The organism is Flintibacter sp. SJQ-8, from assembly GCF_054108085.1.
Genome location: NZ_JBPJWR010000016.1, coordinates 532,365 through 553,394, shown reverse-complemented (window position 1 = coordinate 553,394; position 21,030 = coordinate 532,365). Strand labels below are relative to the sequence as shown.

Annotated in this window: 12 protein-coding genes; 5 read left to right on the top strand and 7 right to left on the bottom strand. The window is 59.1% G+C overall.

The genetic code is table 11. The annotated features are described in order from the left end of the window. Positions 1-79: 79 nt before the first annotated feature. The 5 genes from ACSAMP_RS14155 to ACSAMP_RS14135 all read right to left on the bottom strand — a co-directional run bounded on the left by ACSAMP_RS14155 (position 80) and on the right by ACSAMP_RS14135 (position 5,872). The gene (locus tag ACSAMP_RS14155) at positions 80-895 is read right to left on the bottom strand and encodes a hypothetical protein (protein ID WP_457800880.1); all 816 of its coding nucleotides are present in this window, start codon (positions 893-895) and stop codon (positions 80-82) included. 238 nt (positions 896-1,133) lie between these two features. After that, entirely contained in the window at positions 1,134-2,639 is a 1,506-nt protein-coding gene (locus ACSAMP_RS14150) for an ATP-binding protein (RefSeq protein WP_457800879.1), read from the bottom strand. Between the two features lie 125 nt (positions 2,640-2,764). Next, positions 2,765-3,265, bottom strand: a complete 501-nt coding sequence (locus tag ACSAMP_RS14145; RefSeq protein WP_457800878.1) for a hypothetical protein — start codon at positions 3,263-3,265, stop codon at positions 2,765-2,767. A gap of 51 nt (positions 3,266-3,316) precedes the next feature. Then, entirely contained in the window at positions 3,317-4,219 is a 903-nt protein-coding gene (locus ACSAMP_RS14140; protein WP_457800877.1) for a hypothetical protein, read from the bottom strand. Positions 4,220-4,234: 15 nt separating this feature from the next. Continuing rightward, positions 4,235-5,872, bottom strand: coding sequence for a hypothetical protein (locus ACSAMP_RS14135; protein WP_457800876.1), 1,638 nt, complete (start codon positions 5,870-5,872; stop codon positions 4,235-4,237). A 549-nt stretch (positions 5,873-6,421) separates the two neighbouring features. On the opposite strand from ACSAMP_RS14135, the gene ACSAMP_RS14130 reads away from it, so the two are divergent. Both ACSAMP_RS14130 and ACSAMP_RS14125 read left to right on the top strand, forming a co-directional pair. Further along, on the top strand, positions 6,422-8,785 hold the full coding sequence (locus tag ACSAMP_RS14130) for a helix-turn-helix transcriptional regulator (protein ID WP_457800875.1): 2,364 nt from the start codon (positions 6,422-6,424) through the stop codon (positions 8,783-8,785). A gap of 489 nt (positions 8,786-9,274) precedes the next feature. Next, positions 9,275-13,003 carry an S-layer homology domain-containing protein gene (locus ACSAMP_RS14125; protein WP_457800874.1) on the top strand — a complete coding sequence of 1,243 codons (3,729 nt, stop codon included), beginning with the start codon at positions 9,275-9,277 and terminating at the stop codon, positions 13,001-13,003. 90 nt (positions 13,004-13,093) lie between these two features. Here the strand turns inward: ACSAMP_RS14125 and ACSAMP_RS14120 are convergent, their stop codons facing one another. Next, a complete protein-coding gene (locus ACSAMP_RS14120; protein ID WP_457800873.1) occupies positions 13,094-13,840 on the bottom strand; it encodes a DUF975 family protein in 747 nt (248 codons plus the stop codon). A gap of 733 nt (positions 13,841-14,573) precedes the next feature. Between ACSAMP_RS14120 and ACSAMP_RS14115 the strand changes: the two genes are divergently transcribed. The 3 genes from ACSAMP_RS14115 (at position 14,574) to ACSAMP_RS14105 (ending at position 20,210) form a co-directional block, all read left to right on the top strand. Continuing rightward, positions 14,574-16,169, top strand: a complete 1,596-nt coding sequence (locus tag ACSAMP_RS14115) for an S-layer homology domain-containing protein (protein WP_457800872.1) — start codon at positions 14,574-14,576, stop codon at positions 16,167-16,169. Positions 16,170-16,389: 220 nt separating this feature from the next. Further along, positions 16,390-16,815 carry a hypothetical protein gene (locus ACSAMP_RS14110; protein WP_457800871.1) on the top strand — a complete coding sequence of 142 codons (426 nt, stop codon included), beginning with the start codon at positions 16,390-16,392 and terminating at the stop codon, positions 16,813-16,815. After that, positions 16,812-20,210: an S-layer homology domain-containing protein gene (locus ACSAMP_RS14105; RefSeq protein WP_457800870.1), complete on the top strand. Its 3,399-nt coding sequence runs from the start codon at positions 16,812-16,814 to the stop codon at positions 20,208-20,210. Before ACSAMP_RS14110 ends, ACSAMP_RS14105 begins: the two co-directional genes overlap by 4 nt. Positions 20,211-20,266: 56 nt before the next feature. Here ACSAMP_RS14105 and sigK read toward each other — a convergent pair whose 3' ends face one another. After that, positions 20,267-20,965, bottom strand: a complete 699-nt coding sequence (gene sigK / locus ACSAMP_RS14100) for an RNA polymerase sporulation sigma factor SigK (RefSeq protein WP_441795604.1) — start codon at positions 20,963-20,965, stop codon at positions 20,267-20,269. Positions 20,966-21,030: the final 65 nt, after the last annotated feature.

Here is a 21,030-nt window from a genome sequence, read left to right as displayed (position 1 = left end):
GAATGCCTCCTTTTCCACCACTGCTATTGTAGCAGATGACAAGAGAAATGTCGAGGGGAAAAATGGGACGGGCATTTCGTCAGGCGTCCGCCGCGATGGAGAAGGCCTGCCAGCACTCAGCCAGCCGGTCAGGCAGATTGGTGCCCGCCAGCTGGTCGCCAGGGACGCAGTCCAGCCAGGACAGGGTGGCCGTACAGGGCTGAAAATCGCCGAAGTAGCGCTGCTCCACCTGGTCATAGTCCTGCTGAGAGATGGTCTGCTCCTGGGCGTCCTGGTATGTCACCTGCTCCTGGCCGTTTTCATCGTACTCCGTGTTCTGATAGCCCAGGAAGAAGCCCTTCAGCGCCCCGTCCTTCAGGGCGATGGCCCGCTTGCTCTGGTAGTAGTGGGCGGCGCCGTCCTTGTTGGAGTCCTCCAGAATATAAGTGAAAACACCGTCCGACTGGTTCTGATAGGCCCGGAGGGTGGAGGTGGGGGTGCCCTGGAAATCGTCCGGCTGGAACACGGGCTGGCAGCTGTCCTGGGTCTTGACCTGGCTCAGGCCGGAGCCGTCATCATTGACCTGCCAGACGGTGTTGGTGGTATAGCCTCCGGTGCCCTGGATCTGGCTGACGATCAGTTCCAGCTGGTCGTCCTGGTCCAGGTCGGCCACGGTATAGCCCCACCAGTCCCACTCGTCGGCCACCTGCCAGTCCTGCACGTGGTCGGCCATGACCTGAAGCTGCTTTTCCGGGGAGAGGGCGAAGGAGTTGTCCGCCGGGGCGGAGCTGCTGGCCAATCCAGAGCCGTCGCTCCCGCTGGCGCTGGCGGAACTTTCAGTTCCCTGAGCGGACCCGCAGCCCGAGAGCAGGGCGGCGGAGAGACACACCGCGCCCCAAAGCTGAAGTTTGTTCATAAAAAGACCTCCTGTGTTGCTGACCAAAGGCTACCACGAAAGGGCGGGAGATGCAACTGGATTTTAAAAATTAAGCATGATATCCAGAAGATATATTTCTTGCCGTTCTGCCTTAGATCAAGAGCTGAAGAAAAGCCCTCCGTCCCAGATAATACGACTGAGGCGGAGGGTTCTGATAAAGCGGTTATGATACGAAAGGTTATGCTATGGGAAAATCAGGGCAGTAAGTTAAAATAACTCAGGCCAGTCCTTTATCACGGTGTTTCTCGATTTTAAAATTGTACGGGAGACTGGGGGAGTTGTTCAGATTGGGAGTCGGCATCTGATTCATTATATTTGCCATTTCCTGCAATTTTTCATCGTAGTCTTCTACCATTAAAACTGCCTCTTTTGGCTGTTCTCCCTGTAGCAGTAATCCGTCCCAGTACATTTTTAGCTGGTATAAATGAATTGGGGCGCCTTTTCCTGCTTTCAGTTCATAGATAATGATAGAGTGATCGATAGCACTCTTCCTGTAAACATCGATCCTGGTGCCGCTAGGCCATACAGACTGCTCGGAGGTAATTTCATCGTCGGGGTTTGTATTCTGGAGCATGGACTTCCACTTGTCCCGCAGACCTGCTTCTGTGGTCTCGCGGATTTTTTCGGGAGGTCTGTACTTTGAGTTCAGTTCATCAAAGATAATATTCCAATTCGGGTCGTCCAAATTAAAGTCTGTCTTATTATTGACAGTAGTTAAGATACCCCTTGGAATATCCTCTGGAATTAAAAGTTCTCCGAGAAAGTCATTATAATTGTTGTGACGTGTCAAAGGGGCTTTACCATTGCTTGTTTTCCAAATTGTTTCAAATTGTCGGGTGGCAATTACACGGCGCCCTAGCCGGATGTCGATTCCCTGTGTCGTTTGGTTATTCTGATAATAGTATTTAGCTTTTTCATTTTTGTATAACAACTGGTCCCGGAGTTCCTCATCTAGAGTGCCAAACTTATAGATGAGGCGGAACGTACTTGTTCCCAGGGTCACATCGATATACTTTGTAGTCACATTTCCAAAAGGAACCGGAACGGGGGGAACTACCTTGGTGTCTGAATTGATAGATACTTTGATACGTGCGGAGGTGTCTTGCGTTTCAGGATCTTGTTCCAGAAACCCTCGATATGTGACACCTAAATGCTCGATAAGCCACATTCTGAGAGAAGACAAATTACTGCTGGGGCCACCGCGTCCCTGGACGGTACGCAAAAAGGAGAGCTTGACCCGGACAAAGATAATTGTGGAGGAATCTGAGGGGAGGAACGCTTCAGAGGGAAAGAATGCACCGCTTACGATTTCCATTGTGGAAGAAAACGGACCAGAAACCTTGCAGGGTTCTTTGCCCGACGCTTTCGTCCAAAGGGTCCACTCACCATTTCCGCCAGATAATGTTGCCAAAGAATTTTTCAGCCCAAATCCGTGCTCGTTTAGTCTGCTGTTGGATGTAGGTACCCTTCCGGGTTGAAGAGCGGTTTCTAGCTGCTGATCGTCCATTCCTCTTCCGTTGTCACACACCCAAACATCAACTTTGTCTGGGTCATCAGCAACTGGATTCAAAAAGATATCGATATTGGGTTTTCTACCATCGACAGCGGCAGCGATTGCATTATCGCATAATTCAAAAATACACTGGTGAAACAGCATATTTTGCTTGGCCAACCCCAAGAAAAGACCTTCGTCTGCTCTGATACTGACCTGACGTGTTCCCATGATGTTCCTCCTAATATCGAGATATTTGTAATATTATAACACGGGATAAACCGCGCATCAACTCGAAGATATTTAGATAAATCTTGAGCCGTTTTTCCAGGGAAAGTGCGGGAGATGCAACTGTTTTATAGCGGCGGGGAGACCTGGTTGTACTTTTCAAACAGCCGGGCGTATACCTCCAGAGAACCCTGGCACATGGGACCGTTGATCTGCTCTCCGGTGGGGGAGTAATACCAATAGCTCAGGCGCTTATTTGACACCGGACCATAGGCGTCGTCGGAAAAGAAGACCAACAAAAATTCAGTCCCGTCGGTGAGATAGAAATCGAGGTCGTATAAGACGCCTCCGCCCTGAAAGATGCCGTGGATCAGTTTTTTGAGGCTGGTCCCCCTGTTTTGCATGGAGTTTGCTTCGTCGATGAGAGCCTGGATCTCCTCGGGGTCGCGGACTGTCCCGATTTTACGTAGGTGGGAACAGCTGATATTCACATATTCCACGTCCTGGGCGGAAAAGTCGATGATGTGAAGGGTCCCCCACCCCCAGAACCAATACCAGAAAATCGGCGCGGCGATGACGAACAGGATGACGAGGATCTTTAACTTTCCAGTGACAAAGCGAGTTTTCATGGCGCACCTCCCGATATTTCAGTATTCAGTATGAAATTGTTTGGCTGGATTTTAAAACAGGTCCAGCATGTTGTCCAGGTAAATTTCCTCCCGCACGTGGAGCTGGTATTCGGGCCGGGTCAGGTAGTGGAGGAGAAATTCCAGCACCAGGGCGCTGCCCAGGCTGCGGCCTTCAATCTTGAAATTGGAAAAGCCCATGGGCAGATAGATATTCTGGATGTCCTCCACGCCGATGAAGCCGGGGTTCTCCATGGCCTTGGAGAAGCGGTAGCCCCCGGCGGCGTCGGGGGCGGCGCAGCGGTGCTCCGGGCCGGGCTCCCCTAGGTTTTTCCGGCTGACCGCCCGGTAGCAGGCTTTTCTATCCTTGCAGCCGAAGAAGCAGCACTCGTTGCACAGAAATTCTACCTTGTCTTTTAAGCCCTGGGGCAGGGCGTCCAGCTGGGGGAGGGCCTTGTTCAGGCGGAAGTCGGGCACCACATAGCGAAAGGCCGCCCGGTCCAGCTCCTGCCGGAGGGAGGGGAAATCGGTGAGCACTTTGGTGGTGGAGGAGACGAAATAGAGGCCGGGGTACTCCGCCTGTAAATAGCGTAGCAGCAGGTCCGAGTGGACGATGACCCCGTTTTTGGGGCCGCCATACCCGGCAAACAGCCGGGCCAGGGCGTTGCACTTGGGGTCGGAGAGGTGCTCGGGCCGGAGGAGGGAGTTGCTGAAGGTGAGCCGGGCGGAGATATCATATTCCGCCATCAGGTCCAGCACTGCACGGGGGTCCTGCTCCCCACAGCCCACCCGTCCGCCGCCCCAGAGGCAGTCCGCCGGAGCGCCGTAGATGGAGCCGATCCGGAACCAGGGGTAAAAATACTCCCGGCGGGCCCGGAACAGGGGCAGAAAGACCCGGTAGAGTTCATAAAACTCGAACAGGCCGGGGAGATGGTAATAGGCGATGGCTTGTTTCACGGTGCGCCCCCTGATTTAAGTGGTGCTGGTGTCCAGGTGGTGGGGCAGGTCGCCGATGACCACCACCTGGTCCTGGTCATCCCAGAAGAAGTAGATCCGCAGGCAATAGCGCCGGTCCTTGCTGTTCCCTTTGGTGAGATGCCGCTCCAGTTTGCGCTTTTTCCCGTTGTATTGCAGGAAATAGGAGTCCCCCTGCATCCCGGCGGCGGCGTCGGTGATGGACCCGCCCTCTGCCAGACCGGGGTCCACCTGCTTGCAGGCGTCGATGAAGCGCTCATAGGTCCCCTGGCCGGTGCAGTAGTCGTAATAGGAGGAGGCCAGCAGCTTCAGGCACTGGTATACCAGCTTGACGTTTTCATAGGCGGCGCTCTTCAGGCTCCGGGCCGCCCGGGGGTGGAGGAAGAGCCGGTCAGGGTAATACCGTCCGATCCAGTCCTCAATGTCGGCATAGGAGCCGTCCTCCGGGACGGTCTGCTCCATGGCCTGGCCGGAGCACTGCTGAAGCTGGGTGCGGAGGACGGATATCTGAGCCGTCAGCCGCCCGATGCGCTGCCGCAGCTGATCGTTTTCTCCCTTACAGAGCGCACAGTCGTTTGCATAGGAATCGGCCAGGGACATGGTCTCATCGTTCTGCTTTTTCAGCTGCTCCAGCTGCTCCTCAAAGGAGGAGATCAGCTCGTCCTGTGATTGTTCGCTGGAGGCCCGCTGCTCCTGCAGCAGCTGCTGGTGGGCGGCAAGGTAAAAGTCGAAGCCACGCTCCTCCCAGGCAACGCGCTGGGCCAGGACGTACCGCTGCACATACTCTTCGATCTCGTGCATACACAGCTGGGGGTCATCGCTGGGAAACACCCCCCGCAGACGGATGCTCTGCTGGGTGAGGAGGGGGTGCTGATAGTAGTCCGAGCCGTCGAAGGAGACCCCGGGGTAATAGGTCCGCACGGCGCCGTTAAAGGCCGACCACTGCTTGCCGATGCAGTCGGTGAGATAGTCGTTGACATCCAGACTGATCTGGAAGACGTGGGCCACGCCGGTCAGGTCGTCGGCCATTTGGTCGGCGTCCATCATGTACCCGTTACAGAGGGCGTCCTCCTCGCGGACGCAGGGGGTCAGCAGGACGACGGGCATGTGCCGCTCCGGCATGGCGAGAAAGCGGAGGAAGGCGTCCACGTCGGCCGGGGTCTGGAGCAGGTGCTTCTGCCCGGATATTTGGATGACGTCGGCGATGCCGACGTTTTTGAGGATGGAGCGCACGAAGATGGGGCGGCTGAAGGGGACCTCTTGCGTGCAGGATTGCAGGGAGGTCACCGACAGCCGCACGGCCAGCAGGCAGTCGTTCCCAGACCGGTTCAGCTGCACGTCGGTGATCCACATGCGCCCTGGGATGTTGGCGTCGGGGTGGACGGCCCGGAGGATGAACCGTGCCCGGTCCTGGTCGACGATCACGCCGATCTCGTTCCCGTCCCGCTTGTCATCCAGCGTTGTTTTTTCAGCTGGTATCTGCCGAAAAATATTTTTAAATTTCTTCCTGGCCCATTTATAGACGATGTCGCCGGAGCGCTCAAAAGCCTGAACTGCACCCATCTCGCCGACGCACAGCTTGGCCAAAAGCTGATAGCTTCGCTTTAAATAGGAAGAACTTAGTTGAACAGCCATGGTGACCCCCATTCTCTCTCGGTGAAAAAGCACGACGCGGAGAGACGCTTTTTGACATTATACCATGAAGCGGATCGAAATGGTATCACAGGCTGTGTTTTTCGCCTTTGGGGTGGGAGGAATATATTCGGGTGTCGGGAAGAAAACCGTTGACAGTTTCTGCAAAACAGGCTATTATATAGACAGACGAGGGCACTGCCGCATGGCGGTCAGCCCTGAACAGTTAAGAGTTTTTTCCCGTTAACCGCTCGGTGGCCGCCGGGCGGTTAACACGCTTTTGGGGCCATATAAATTATTATCAAAAAAATTTTTCGCGCACAGGGCTGAAATAAGTTGGCCCTGTGCGCTATTTTGTTTTATTTTCATCACTTTTTCGGCAGAAAAATTTTCGTCTCATACTTTGGTATGATTTACAACTTCCAAGCGTGCTGTTATAATTTAGAAAAACGGCGAAATATGTCGAGGAACTTGTAACAAGGGGGATATCCCCCTTGTCCCGCAGGGGCCCCTGCGGGAATGCTGCTCGGCATGCGGGAAGGGGGGATGCCTATGATGCAGACCATTGTGGTAAAAAACAGCATCCGGCGGAAGTTCCAGGACTTTTGGGACCGGGGGCGGGTGCTGTTTCTCAGCGCCCCCTGCGGCTTTGGCAAGACGACCCTGGCCCAGACGCTGCTGGACGGGAAACGGGTGCTGGCCCTGACCCCGGACCAGCCAGACTTCTCCCTGCCGCCCCAGTCGCAGGACTGGGAAGTCCTGCTGCTGGACGACGCCCAGCTGATGCAGGAGGAGGAGCAGTGGCAGGCCCTGTGTACCCTCATCCGCACCAGTCCCCAGCGGCGCTTTGTGGTGCTGTCCCGGGGCGCGCCGCCGGGTTGCCTGATGGCCTTTCGCTATGCCGGACTGATGACGGTGCTGGAGCCAGACGACCTGCTCTTTGGCCGGGAGGACATCCGCCAGCTGTTCCAGCAGGAGGGCGTGGCCGTCACCGATTCCGAGGTCAGCGGCATTTTAAAGGAGTCCATCGGCTATCCCCTGGGTGTGGCCGTCACGGCCCGGAACATGGCCGGGGGCACGCCCTTCGGCCCGGACATTGTGTCCCAGTCCTTTCGGGAGGTCTTCCTCTATTTCGAGACGGCCATCTATCGCCGCTTCGACCTGCACATCCGCCGCTTTCTGCTGGAGATGGCCCTGTTCGACACCTTCAACCTGGAGATGGCCCGGGTGGTCAGCGGCGACCCCCACGCCGGGGAGCTGCTGGACTGGCTCCAGCGGAACACCACCATGCTCCGGTATGACGGCATCCAGCGCTTCCACTTCTGGCCCCAGTTCCGGGCCTTCCTCCTGTGGGAGATGGACCGGGAATATCCCCAGGAGAAGCGCCGGGCCCTGTTCAGCCGGGGCGGACTGTATTACGAGCTGAAGGAGGACTATCCCCACGCTTTAGAATGCTACACCAAAGGCGGGGACCACTCCAAGGTGTCGGAGCTGCTCATCCGAAACGCCGAGCTTCACCCCGGCATGGGCCACTACCGGGAGATGGAGCAGTATTACCGGGCCCTGCCCCACAGCGAGATCCTCGCTTCCCCCGCCCTGATGCAGGGGATGAGCATGCTGTGCGCCCTGGCCGTCGACTACGACGGCTCGGAATACTGGTACGACCAACTGCGGCAGTTCGCCCAGAGCTGCCCCCGGCAGGACGCGGCGGGCAAACAGGCCCGCAGCCGCCTGGCCTGGCTGGACATCTCCCTGCCCCAGCGCAGTGTAGACAGCCTGACGGAGACCTTTCCCGCGGTGTTCCGCCTGATGACCAACAAAGAGGTGGCTCTGCCGCCCTTCTCCGTCACCAGCACCCTGCCCAGCATCATGAACGGCGGCAAGGACTTCTCCCCCTGGAGCAAAAAAGACGACCTGCTCTATCAGACCCTCCGGGTCCCGGTGGAGGCGGTGCTGGGCCACGACGGCGTGGGCCTGGCCGACTGCGCCATCGCCGAGAGCAAGTTTGAAAAGGGAGAGGACATCTCCCGCCGGATGCTCACCCTGATCCCCCGCATGGGGGACATCCGCACCCGGGGCACCCCGGACATGGAGTTTGCCGCCACCGCCCTGCTTGCCCGCAGTCAGCTCTTCTGCGGCCAGGGGGACGAGGCCCGGCGGACCATCGCCACCCTGCGGGAGCGCTTTGTCCAGCGGGAGCTGGACCGCTTTCTGCCCAACATGGACGCCGTGCTCTGCCGCCTGGATCTGCACCTGGGCCGCCTGGACGAGGCCGACGGCTGGTATCGGGACAAGGCCCCCCGGGACCCGGTGCATCTGGACGTGATGCGCCGCTATCAATACCTGACCCAGGCCATGGTGGAGCTGGCCGACGGACGGCCCGACGCGGCCCTGATGACGCTGGCCCCACTGCGGCCCTATGTCCAGACCTGCGCCCGGCACATCGACGGCATCCATCTGCGGGTCCTGTGCGCCATCGCCCTCTTCCGAAAGCGGGACGAGAGCTGGCGGCAGGAGCTGACGCAGGCCCTGGACACGGCGGCGGAGTTTCAATTCATCCGCACCGTCAGCGTCTATGGCGTGGCGGTGCTGCCCCTGCTGGAGCAGCTGGAGTGGACGGGCGGCGCCAGGTGGCACAAGCGTCTGATGAACCAGGTCCGCGCCCAGGCGGCCTGCTACCCCCGGTTCCTCCAGCCCCGGCTCTCCCCAGACGAGACGCTGACGGCGGCGGAGCTGCAAGTGCTGCGGCTGATGTGCGCCGACAAGAGCAACGCGGAGATCGGCCAGATCATGGACGTGAAGCTGACCACCGTCAAGACCCACGTGAGCCACATCCTGGACAAGCTGGGCGTCAGCCGCCGCAGCGAGGCCAAAACCGCCGCCAAAAAGCTCTGGCTCATCCCAGAGGACCTGTGATCCCCCCATAGGAAGGAGACCCCCATGAAAAAACGACTGCTCAGTGTCTTACTTGCGATGTCTTTGTGTTTCTCCCTGCTGCCGACGACGGTTTGGGCGTGGGATGACGGAGAAGACCACACCAAACAAACCGAAAGTTCAGTAGCCAGTCTGACTTTTGACGATTCTGACCCACTGTTCTACGATAATCTTGAAGATGCCATTGACGCAAACGATTATGATGATGTTGGAAACGGAATTATCACATTACTTAAAGATGCAGAAGTTGAAGGCATGTCCACAGCGAACCCGTTGACAATTAAAATGGAGCACCACTCCATCATAGTTGTCGACGATGGATATTTTAATATTGGTGGACACTTGTTGCTTGAAAACGGCACGATTATTGGCAATGTTCGGGTCGGGACAAAAGATGATTTTACTTTAACCGCACTCGCAAATGCCGATGCTGCTATCACGGGTAATTTGATTGCCGCCGAAGGCACCACTGTGATCAGCGGCGCGAAGGTCGGTGTGACGGGGACTGTTGAAATTGACAACGGCGCAACTGTGACCATCTCCGGGTCAGAAAAAGCAGTAGGCTCGTCAATCAACTATGAAGGGACGATTTATGGTTCTCCTGATGAAAACGGAGCCGCTGGCGACACGGTTGAATTCAGAGATGGAACTTATTATGTCGGCGACGGCGATGACGTCGCGAGACGGATCTCCACCAAGAAGGAAACACCGGCCATCACCCTGGACGAGCCGGAGCAAGTGGACGGCTATGTGATTCCCTATGGTTATGCCGGTATGACCGTTTCGATTGCTATGGAAGTCTCGTTTAGGGACACGGTCAGCGAAGACAAACCGGCCACTGTGACGTACTATGTGGACGGCAAAGAATTCGCCACTGAGACTTGGAAATCCGAACAAGAAGCAGAAGAATTCATTTACTTGGACGATATCTTTGCGGCGTGCCCCGTGGGAATCCACACGGCCTGCGTGAAGCTCACCTACCAGGGCACCTCGCTGACCAGCAAGACCTACACCGCCACCGTGGTCAAGTCCGGCACGAGGATCAGTGCCAATACTTGGAGAGGCGGAAACCCGGAAACGACCTTTGACTACGGCGAGACATTTACTGTTTCCGTTTCAGTCGAGCCCACCGGCATGAGCACCTATAGCGCCGAGACAGAACCCGCCGAGAATTATGTGGTGGTCTGCGACGAACAAGGCCGTGAGATCAGTGAGCGGAAAGTGTACGACGAATACGGCGTTAACTTCACCGTCGACACCCAGGACCTGGGCGCGGGAAAGCACACGCTGACCGTGAACTATGTGGGCTGCAACGAGATGGACAGCGCGACGACTACTGTTGACGTGACAGTGGAGAAAAGCGGGCTTAGTATCAATTGGAAAGGCTATCCTTACACCCTGAAATTTACCGGCAGCCCGATTGCCAATCCCACCAAAGACGATATCGGCATCATCAATTCCAAGACACAAGAAGAGGTCAATGACGATGCTGTCTATCGCGCTGTCGAATATGAATGGTATGAAGCTACCAAGACCTATAATGATCGCATCGGAACATATCTTTACAAAAGAATCAGCGATACCCCAATCGATGGAACACCAATCGACGCCGGTGACTACATTCTGGAGGGCAACTTCCCTGAAACGGACAACTATGGCTCCTCTGGAAACAGCAAAGGTCTGACCATCCAGAAGGCCCAGGACCTGGGTGCCGGTCAGTCCGTCATATGCCCTGTCGATGTCAAACTCTCCTCTGATGAGGAGATCTACACGGTAGTTCTGGCCGACTGTTTGAAGAACGTTCGAAGCGGCGGGGACCTGGCGGTCAATCAGTATGGTATCCACTTTGAGAATTCCAGATTCGTCAAGTCTGCTGTGGTTGTGAACGGCGAACTGAACATTACTCTGTATTCCCTGGCCGAGGTCAAACAGCCTGGGCAGGTGGGCAGCATCACCGTTGGACTGAGCAGCCGCAATTATAACCAGATCCCCATGGTATTCAACCTGATGGCCCAGGGGGAGCACATTGACGTCACCATGGATTCCTGGACCTATGGCGAGGACGCAAGCGGCCCTGAGGCCGTTCTGCCCGAGGGAGTTACATCCCTCACTATCACCTACGCCAAGGCGGACGGCACGCTGCTGAATGAGAAGCCCAGCGATGCGGGGCAGTATACCGTCACCGTGTCTTGTTCCAAGGATGGTGTTATCTACTCCGGCACCGCCTCCTTTGAAATCGAGCCCGCTCCCCTCACCGCCGACATGGTGGCGCTGGAGCAAAATCAGCTGACGTTCCTCCCTAATGCCGACTATTCTTCCGGCGTGGAGCAGACCCAGGGCGTGACTGTGACCTGGAAAGACCAGCCGCTGGCGGACGCCAACTATACCCTCACCGGCAACACCGCCACCGACGCCGGGACTTACACTCTGACGGTGGCGGGCACGGGCAACTTCACCGGCACGGTGGAGAAGACCTGGACGGTGGCCCCGCTGCCTGTGGGCTTTGACCTCGACGGCGACATCCGCAAGGACTACGACGGCACTGACGCCGCCGACGTCTCCATTTCTGACTGGCACGTCGAGGGCTCCTCGGCCCCCACGACCTTTCAGTTGCCCGACAATCTCTACACCGTGACCGGCGCGGCCTATGACTCGGCGGAGGCGGGGGAGGGGAAGACGGTCCAATTCACCGTCACCCTGAACGAGAATTACGCCTTCTCCGACGGCAGCCGCAGCAAGGCGTTCTCCAGCGCCGACTTCCCCGGCGTGACCGCCGCCATCAACAAGGAGCAGAAGCCGGTCAACCCCTATAACCCCGGCAGCGTCTGGCTGCAAGCTGGCCTTGACCAAATGGGCTATCTGACGCTGGACTATTTCAGAAAGATCAACGCCAATCTGCCCGCCGACGCGGAGATCACCGCCGTGCAGCTCAACGAGGGCAGCGTCAGCGGCGTGATCGACCACCTCAGCGTGCTGGACGGCATGGTCAGCTATGACATCGCCCACAACGCCCCCGCTGGCAGCAAGGTGAACTGCACGGTCACCATCTCCAGCCGCAACTGCGACTACCTCTACACCGTGTCCTTCTACCCGGAAGAGCAACTTGTGCCCCGCGGCAGACCTACCCTCAGCCGTGACACCCTGACGTATGGCGAGAAGCTGGGCGACATCACCATCTCCGGCAACCTGTGGGACAGCGAGAAAAACCCCATCGATGGCCGGTTCTCCTGGGACTACCCCGAGGCCACGCCCGAGGTGGGTTCCTACACCACCAACTGGACCTTCACGAGCTATGATGACGCCTATCTGCCCTTCATCGATGGCACGGTGACCATCACCGTGAACAAGATCACCCTGGACAGCACGCCCAAGTTCACCCTGATCTCCACCAGCGGCAAGACCCTGGCGGACGCGGGTCTGGCGGCGGCCAGCGACTGGCCCGAGGGCACGCTGACCTGGGACCTGCCCCTGGAAACCACGGTGGCGGCCAACACCGCTTACGGGTGGACCTTCACCCCGGCGGATACGGCCCACTATGAGACTGCCACCGGGACCATCGTCCTCTACCCGGTCTCCGGCGGCGGAGGTTCCGGCGGAGGCGGCGGCGGCAGACCCAGCACGCCCGCTGCTCCTTCTACTCCCACCACTCCCACCACGCCTGACGTCCCCAGCACCCCGGAACAGCCTTTCACCGACGTGGCCCCGGAGGACTGGTTCTATGACGCGGTGACCTGGGCCAAGGGGGCCGGGATCACCGGCGGCGTGAGCCAGGACCGGTTCGGCTCCGGCGACCCCTGCACCCGGGGACAGATCGTCACCTTCCTGTGGCGGGCGGCGGGTTCTCCCGCGCCCAAGGGCCAGGTGAGCATGACCGACGTGCCTGCCGACGCCTATTATTCCACAGCGGTGGCCTGGGCGGTGGAAAACGGCATCGCCTCCGGCACTGGCGCAAACCTCTTCAGCCCCGACGCACCCTGCACCCGGGCCCAGGCCGTCACCTTCCTGTGGCGGGCAGCCGGGTCCCCCGCGGCCCAGGGCGGCGCGGACTTCCACGACGTGACCGACGGCGACTATTTCGCCCAGGCCGTGGCGTGGGCCAACGAACACGATATCACTGACGGCGTGGGCGGCGGCCTGTTCGGCTCCATGGACAGCTGCACCCGCTCGCAGATCGTCACCTTCCTCTTTATGGCCCGGTGAGCGTGGCCGAATAAGCGAGTTGAGCCCGCCCTCTCATACCAAGAGGGCGGGCTCAAACTATCTCTCATACTTTGGGATGAATTTGCGGGGTCACAGGACGTCGTACACCCGCCCGGTCCCGCTGACCTCCCGGTAGAAGGCGGCCTCGGCGGCCTTTTGATAGGGGTTCAGGACCAGATTGCCGATGCCGAAGGTGAACAGGCACAGGATGCTCCAGCCGATAAAGCTCAGCTGCAGGCAGAACAGCCGCCAGCGGTTGCCCTGCATCATCTCTTTCGACTGCTGGATGGCCTGGCTGGCCGTCAGGTCCGGGTTCTCGGCCAGGATATAGTCCGTCATGGCGTAGCTGAGCGAGGCCACGATGCCGGGGATGATGAGCAGCAGCGACCACAGCAGGATGAGCACCCCCTGGAGCAGGCTGGCGGCCACGGCGGTCTTCCACCAGGAGAAATAGCTGAACAGGCGATTGATGTTGGCCTCCTGCCCGTCCACCAGGTCCAGGTTGAACTTGGAATAGCCCACGCCCACCACGCTGCCCACCACGAACAGCAGCACCACCAGCGCCACGGCCACCACCGTCAGATACACCGCGGCCCCGGCCAGCCAGCCGTTGAACTGAAGGTGAAAGTCCGTGCCCACAGACGCCAGCTCCCGGCCCACATAGTTCAGGCTGGCCCGGCCCGTGCCGCTGCCCAGGTCAAGGTTGAATTTGATCTCCGGTCCGTTCTGCGTCGCCCCGCCCAGCAGGGTGGCCAGCAGTCCGGCCAGCACCGCCATGGGCCACTTGCCCCGCAGAGCCTGTCTGGCCTGGGCGCGAAAATCAGCTGCCAGTTTCATGGTATCCCTCTTTTCCGTTTCAAATTTTCCCAGCCGGAGCCGGGGCGTCCCTGCGCTTATTTCACAAGGACTTTACTGAAATATAACATATTTTTGTCAAAAAAGCAACCGTCCTACATTTCATGTCGAAATCAGGACGTTTCATGACATCCGCCCCCGCCGGGGGAGCGCTTGTGCTATCATCACCATGATATAGCATTCCGTGTTTACCCCGCAAATAAAGGAGGTAGCCAACCCATAAAAAAGCGGATCTTCAGCGCGTTCCTCAGCGCCGCGCTGCTGCTCAGCCTGACGCCCTGGGCCGCCCTGGCGGCAGAGAACCCGGCGACCCAGGTGGAGGAGCAGGAGCTCCAGACCAGTTTCCAATCCCCCCCAGGACCCAGATATTTACTCGGACCCCCAGCCCAGCATCCAGGTCCCCGAGACCCCAGAGGAGACCCCAGAGAATCCTGAGACCCCGGAGGTGCCGAAGATAGCGCCGGAGGTAGTCCCCGAGGTGCAGACTGCGCCCGTGGCGGTGCAGGCGGCGGAGACGCACGAGAATCACGATGCCTGCGCGGCAGGTGTGTGTAATGTCGACAACCATAGCTCCAGACATGTGACTACAGAATGGACGCCTGTTTCTTCGCTGAGTGAAATTCGTGGCAATGGCTTCTATTACCTGACCCAGGATGTTATACAGAGTGGGAAATGGAACGTCCCAGCAAGCTCAAATCCAGGTGTTATTCTCTGCTTGAACGGTGACCTGACCTATTCCTTCAAAATCGATCCCAAGCCCGTCACCGTGACGGCGAAGGATCAGGTCACCCGCATCGGCCAGCCCCTGGCGGCGCTGACCTATACCTGTGACCCCGCGCCCTGCGCTGGCGATTCCTTCACCGGCGAGCTGGCCACCAACGCAAACAAGGACCAGTTGAGTGACCAGTACACTATCTCCCAGGGCGACCTGTCCCTCGGCAACAACTATACCATCACGTTCGTCCCCGGCAAGTACACCGTGACGGACAAACTGCCCCAGCCCGACTTCAAGTTCGGCGACGGCCTGATCTCCAAGACCTATGGCGACGAGCCTTTCACCGTGGCGGCCACCGGCGCGGCGGAGGGGAGCACGGTCTCCTATACCAGCGACAAGACCAGCGTGGCTACCGTGGACAGCGACGGTCACGTGACCATCGTGGGCGCGGGCGAGGCGACTATCACGGCCACTGCCGCCGAGACGGCGGACTATGTCAGCGCCAGCGCGTCTTACACCCTGACGGTGGCCCGAGCCGAGCTGACTATCACGGCCAAAAACCAGAGCGCCTATGTCGGCGACGCGGCCCCGGAGCTGGGGGCGGACAGCTATACCGTCGAGGGTCTGGTGAACGGCGACGCCCTGACCACCCTGCCCACGGTGCAGTATGTGGACGAAAACGGCCAGCAGGCGGAGCCTGACATGACCAAGACCGGCAAGACCGTCATCCGCGCCAGCGGCGCGGCGGCCAGCGGCAACTATGACCTGGCCTATGTGGACGGCAAGCTGACCGTCAGTACCCGGCCCTCCTCCGGCGGCGGCGGTGGCAGCAGAACGCCCACCTATCCCGTCACCGCCCCCAGCACCGTGGACGCCAGCAAGAAGACCGCCGCCAAGGGCGACGTGGTCACCATCACCGTGAAGCCCGAGGCGGGCTTTGCCGTGGAGGAGATCGTCGTTACCGACGCCAAGGGCAACCAGATCAAGGTCACCGCCAACGCCGACGGCACCTTCTCCTTCGTCCAGCCCGACAGCCAGGTGGAGATCCAGGCCATCTATGTGGAGGCGGGCGGTCCCTTCCGCGACGTGGCCCGCAGCGACTACTTCTACGACGCCGTGACCTGGGCCAAGGACAACAACATCACCGGCGGCGTGGGCGATGACCTGTTCGGCGCTAACCGGTTCTGCACCCGGGCCCAGATCGTCACCTTCCTGTGGCGGGCCGCCGGTTCTCCCGAGCCCAAGGGCGCGGCCAACATGACCGACGTGCCCCAGGACGCCTATTACGCCAAGGCGGTGGCCTGGGCCATTGAGAACGGTATTACCTCCGGCACCGGCGAGAACCGGTTCAGCCCCGACGCCACCTGTACCCGCGCCCAGGGCGTGACCTTCCTCTACCGCGCGGCGGGTTCCCCCGCCGTCACCGGCAGCGCAGGCTTCCAGGACGTGTCCGACAGCGATTATTTTGCCGCCGCTGTGGCCTGGGCCAAAGCAAATGATATCACTGACGGTGTGGGCAACGGCCTGTTCGGCTCCAAGAACAGCTGCACCCGCGCTCAGATCGTCACCTTCCTCTATCTGTCCCAGCAAGCGTGACCAATAAGCGGATCGAGCCCGTCCTCTCATATCGAGAGGGCGGGCTCGAACTATTTGTTCAAAAAAGCACCTGCCCTACATTTCACGTCGAAAAATCGACGTTTCATGACATGAGCCCCCGTCAGAGGGCGGGGCGTGCTATGCTGGAGCATATCAGATCACCCCCCGCGTTTACAGCGTGCGAAACCAAAATAGGTGAACATAAAGGAGGTACCCACCCATGAAAAAGCGGATCTTCAGCGGCTTTCTCAGCGCCGTGCTGGTGCTGAGCCTTCTGCCCTGGTCGGCCATGGCGGCGGATGAGCAGGAGCCTTTGACGGAGCAGCCCCAGGCCGAGGAGCGCCAGGAGCAGGACCCCGGCGTCCCCGTCACCCTGCCCGCCGACCCGGAAACCGCCCTGCCCGTGGCCATCACCCTGGACCCCCAGGAGGATGAGCAGGAGCAGGAGACGCAGCCCGAGGACCAGCCCGACCAAGAACCGGAGCAAACGCCGGAGCAAGAATCCGAACAGGACCCGGCTGACCAGCCTCAGGATGACCAAAACGACTTCCAGGTCCCCCCCCCGAGACAGAAATTCCCTCTGAGGAGGAGCAGACTCCAGAGACCCCCGAGGAGACCCCTCAGGAGCCTGAGACCCCGGAGGTGATCCCCGAGGCGCTCTCCCAGATCCAGGCCGCCCCCGTGGCCCAGGCGGAAGAGCACACCCACGACCTGTGCGGCGCCACCCACAAGGACGTGAGCGACCACACGGAAAAGGACGTGACGTTCATCGAGTGGACGGACAAACTGGCGGCGGAGCAGTGGGAAAGTGAGACATACACAGCTTCCAACTCTTTGCCCAAAGAAAGCGGAAACTATTACCTGAATCACGACGTAGAACTGACGGCTAATAAGAGATCATGGGAAGCTCCTGATAATACCGCTTTGTGTCTCAATGGTCACACGATCCAAATCGCAAATAACTGTAGTGTCATCAGTGTGGGTGGTTCTTTTGAACTGACGGACTGCAAGGATGCAGGCCGTGTACGGCACCCCGCAACCGGACAATTTCGCAATGATGGGACAGAATATAATTATGCCGGTTCAGCCGTATATGTCTCCTCCAAGGGGAGATTCTCCCTCTACAATGGTATCCTCACGGATAACCACGCCTATCACGGCGGTGGTGTGTACACCTATGGCACCTTTAACATGTACGGCGGCAGCATTACCGGCAACGAAGACTGGTTCGGCGGCACCGGCTACGGCGGCGGCGGCGTATATGTCGGCAGCAATGGAACATTCAATTTATATGACGGTACTATCACCGAAAACGAGACCTATCAGAATGGCGCTGTTTGGAATCTCGGCACTTTTAACATGTTTGGCGGCCATATTGACAACAATAAGCGCGGATATGGCATCTGGGACGGCGGCGGCGTGTTCAATGACGGCACTATGACCATGACCGGCGGCACCATTTGCAACAACTCCTTTGGCACGACCGTTTACAGTCATGTTGCTGGCGGTGTGGTCAATTGCGGCACAATGACTCTTTCTGGAGACATTGAGATCAGCGGCAATTATGGCGGCAGCAACACCAGCAATATCTGCGATATTTTTCTGGGGTACAGTTCATCTGGTGTCCATCCTATTAAAATTAGCACGGGCGGCCTGAATAATACCGCCCCCATCTACATCAGCTCCTATTACACGCCAGATAAACTTGACCCGGCCATTGTTATCTCTGCCAATTCGACTGACTACAGCAACCACTTTGTTTCGGCCAACAGCGACTACGAGCTCTTCTATGATACTGCCTCGAAGAAGACCGTCCTGCGTGTCCCGCCGCACAAGCATATCTGGAAATACAGCGCTGACCAGAGCCTTCCCTGCATTTTGGCCCGTTGCAGCGGAACGGGTGACGATCCCTGCCCCATGAATAATCTGAATTTCTTGCAGGTGCTGTCAAGTAACCAGCCGGACACTGCCTACGATGGGAACCCCAAACCTGTCGTGCTGTATTATCAGTATAGTTCCCCCAGTGAGATCGCGGCCAGCGGTCTGACCGCCACCATTGAATATGCCAGAAAGCAGAGCGACGGGACCTATGGTGCCAAGACCACCGACGCTCCCGTGAATATGGGCGACTATCGGGCGACCATTTCGGCTGGCGGCGTAAGCATCTACTATGACTATACCATTACCCCACAGCGCATCGCTCAGCCCACCGTCACTGTAGATACCAGCAAGAACTATGTCTACACCGGCCAGCCCATCACGCCGGAGTTTACTGTGACCAGCAATGACAGCAATGTGCTGACCGCGCACGACTATGTTGTGGAGCTGACGGACAATGTCAACGCCGGAACGGCCACCCTGACGCTGAAGATGTCCCCGGACGGCAACTATACCTTCGACCCCGTGTCTGTGACCTTTACCATCTCCAAAGCCGCCCACGCTAATGTAACGGCTGACAGCTCTGCCAAGTATGGAATGACTGGCAGCGTGGACCTGACCACTTGTCTGGAAAAGAACCCCCAGAGCGTGGTGCTTGACAGCGTCGCCGACCCGGATAACGTGCTGGTCCCCAACACCATGGTTGTCGGACTGAAAACGCTGGACTTCACGTTCCAGAATGACAAGAACCTGGTGGGCAAGACCGTCGACGTCGTTCTGAAGGTGACGGACGCCAACTATATGGACTATCTTGTCACCATCACCCTGACGGTGAACGATAAGACTGTCCCCACTGTCACCGAGCCCACGGCCAACACCCTGGTGTATAACGCCTCCGCGCAGGGCCTGGTCCAGGGCGGCAGCACCTCCGGCGGCACGCTGCTGTACCGGCTGGGCACAGATGGCGAATACAGCCAGTCCATCCCCTCCGTTGTGAACGCAGGCGACTATACTGTCTATTATAAGGTCCAGGGGGACGACGACTTTACCGACGTGGCCGAGCGCAGTCTGACCGTGACCATCGCCAAGCGGCCCGCCACCGTGGCCCCCAAGGCGGTCAGCCTGACCAAGGGCGCGGACCTCCCCACCTTCCAGCTGGCTTACACCGGCCTTGTGGGCGGCGACGTCCTGACCCCCAGCGTCCAGCCTGTCTTTGCCTGCCTTGACAAGACCGGCGCGGCGGTCACAAAGGACTCCCCCGCCGGTACCTACACCATCACCTGGACCAACATGGCTGAGACCGAGTTCTCCGGCGCTGACAACTATCAGTTGACCAAAGAAGCTGCCGCCCAGCTGACCATCACGGTACCCTCCTCCGGCAGTGACCGCAGCGACAGCGCCCCCACCTATCCCGTCACCACCCCCAGCGGCGTGGACTCCAGCAAGAAAGCTGCCGCCAAGGGCGACGTGGTCATCATCACCGTGAAGCCCGAAGCGGGCTATGTGGTGAAGGAAGTTCTGGTCACTGACGCTAAAGGCAACCAAATCAAAGTCACGGCTAAGGGCAACAGCGTATTCACGTTCGTCCAGCCTGACAGCCAGGTGGACATCCAGGCAGTTTACACCCGGGAGTCTACCCCCTTCCAGGACGTGACCTGGAGCGACTACTTCTATGACGCCGTGACCTGGGCCAAGGACAACAACGTCACCGGCGGCGTGGGCAATGACCTGTTCGGCGCTGACCGGTCCTGCACCCGGGCCCAGATCGTCACCTTCCTGTGGCGGGCCGCGGGCTCTCCCGAGCCCAAGGGCGCGGTCAACATGACCGACGTGCCTGCCGACGCCTATTACGCCAAGGCCGTGGCCTGGGCCATTGAGAACGGCGTCACCTCCGGTACTGGCGCGGGCCAGTTCAGCCCCGACGCCACCTGTACCCGCGCCCAGGGCGTGACCTTCCTCTACCGCGCGGCGGGCTCCCCCGCCGTCACCGGCAGCGCAGGCTTCCAGGACGTGTCCGGCAGCGATTATTTCGCCGCCGCCGTGGCCTGGGCCAAAGCAAATGATATCACTGACGGTGTGGGCAACGGCCTGTTCGGCTCCAAGAACAGCTGCACCCGCGCTCAGATCGTCACCTTCCTCTATCGTGTGTTTGCGGAGCAGTAACTTCGCCGGAAACAGCCGCGGTTTTTGCCGCGGCTGTTTCTGTTTTTTATGCGCTTTTACCCGGGCCGCCAGCCGTCCATGGCGGCCTCCAGCTTTTGCAGGGCGCGCTTTTCGATGCGGGAGACGTAGCTGCGGCTGATGCCGCACTGGGCGGCGATCTCCCGCTGGGTCTGGGGCGGGTGGTCATCCAGGCCATAGCGGCGGACGATCACCCGGCGCTCCCGGTCATCCAGGCAGGCGTCCACGCACCGGCGCACCCGGCGGCAGGCGTCCCGGGTGTCCAGGTCCTCCAGCATGGTGTCGTCCACGGCGATCACGTCCATCAGGGACAACGAGCCGCCCTCACCCCCCGTCTCCAGGGTGTCCGCCAGGGAGACCTCCCCCTGGAGCTTCCGCTGGGCGCGAAAGTGCATCAAGATCTCGTTTTCGATACACCGGCTGGCATAGGTGGCCAGCCGGACATTTTTGTCCGATTTGAACGTGGAAATGCCCTTGATGAGTCCGATGGTGCCGATGGAGATCAGGTCCTCCTGGTCCCCGGACTGGGAATAGTATTTTTTCACGATGTGGGCGACCAGGCGCAGGTTGTGCTCCACCAGCTTGTTCCGGGCCTCCAGATCCCCTTGGGCCCAGCGCCGGAGATATTCCCGCTCCTCCTCCGCCTTCAGGGGCCGGGGAAAGGACCCGCCCCCGCCCGACAGGCGCAGCGTAAAAAATAGTCCGTGCAAAAGCAAATAAATCGCCGGAGACAGCATCATAACACCCCCTGCCGAAGGGTATGTGGGGAGGGAATGTCCTTATGCGGGTGGATGATTGATAA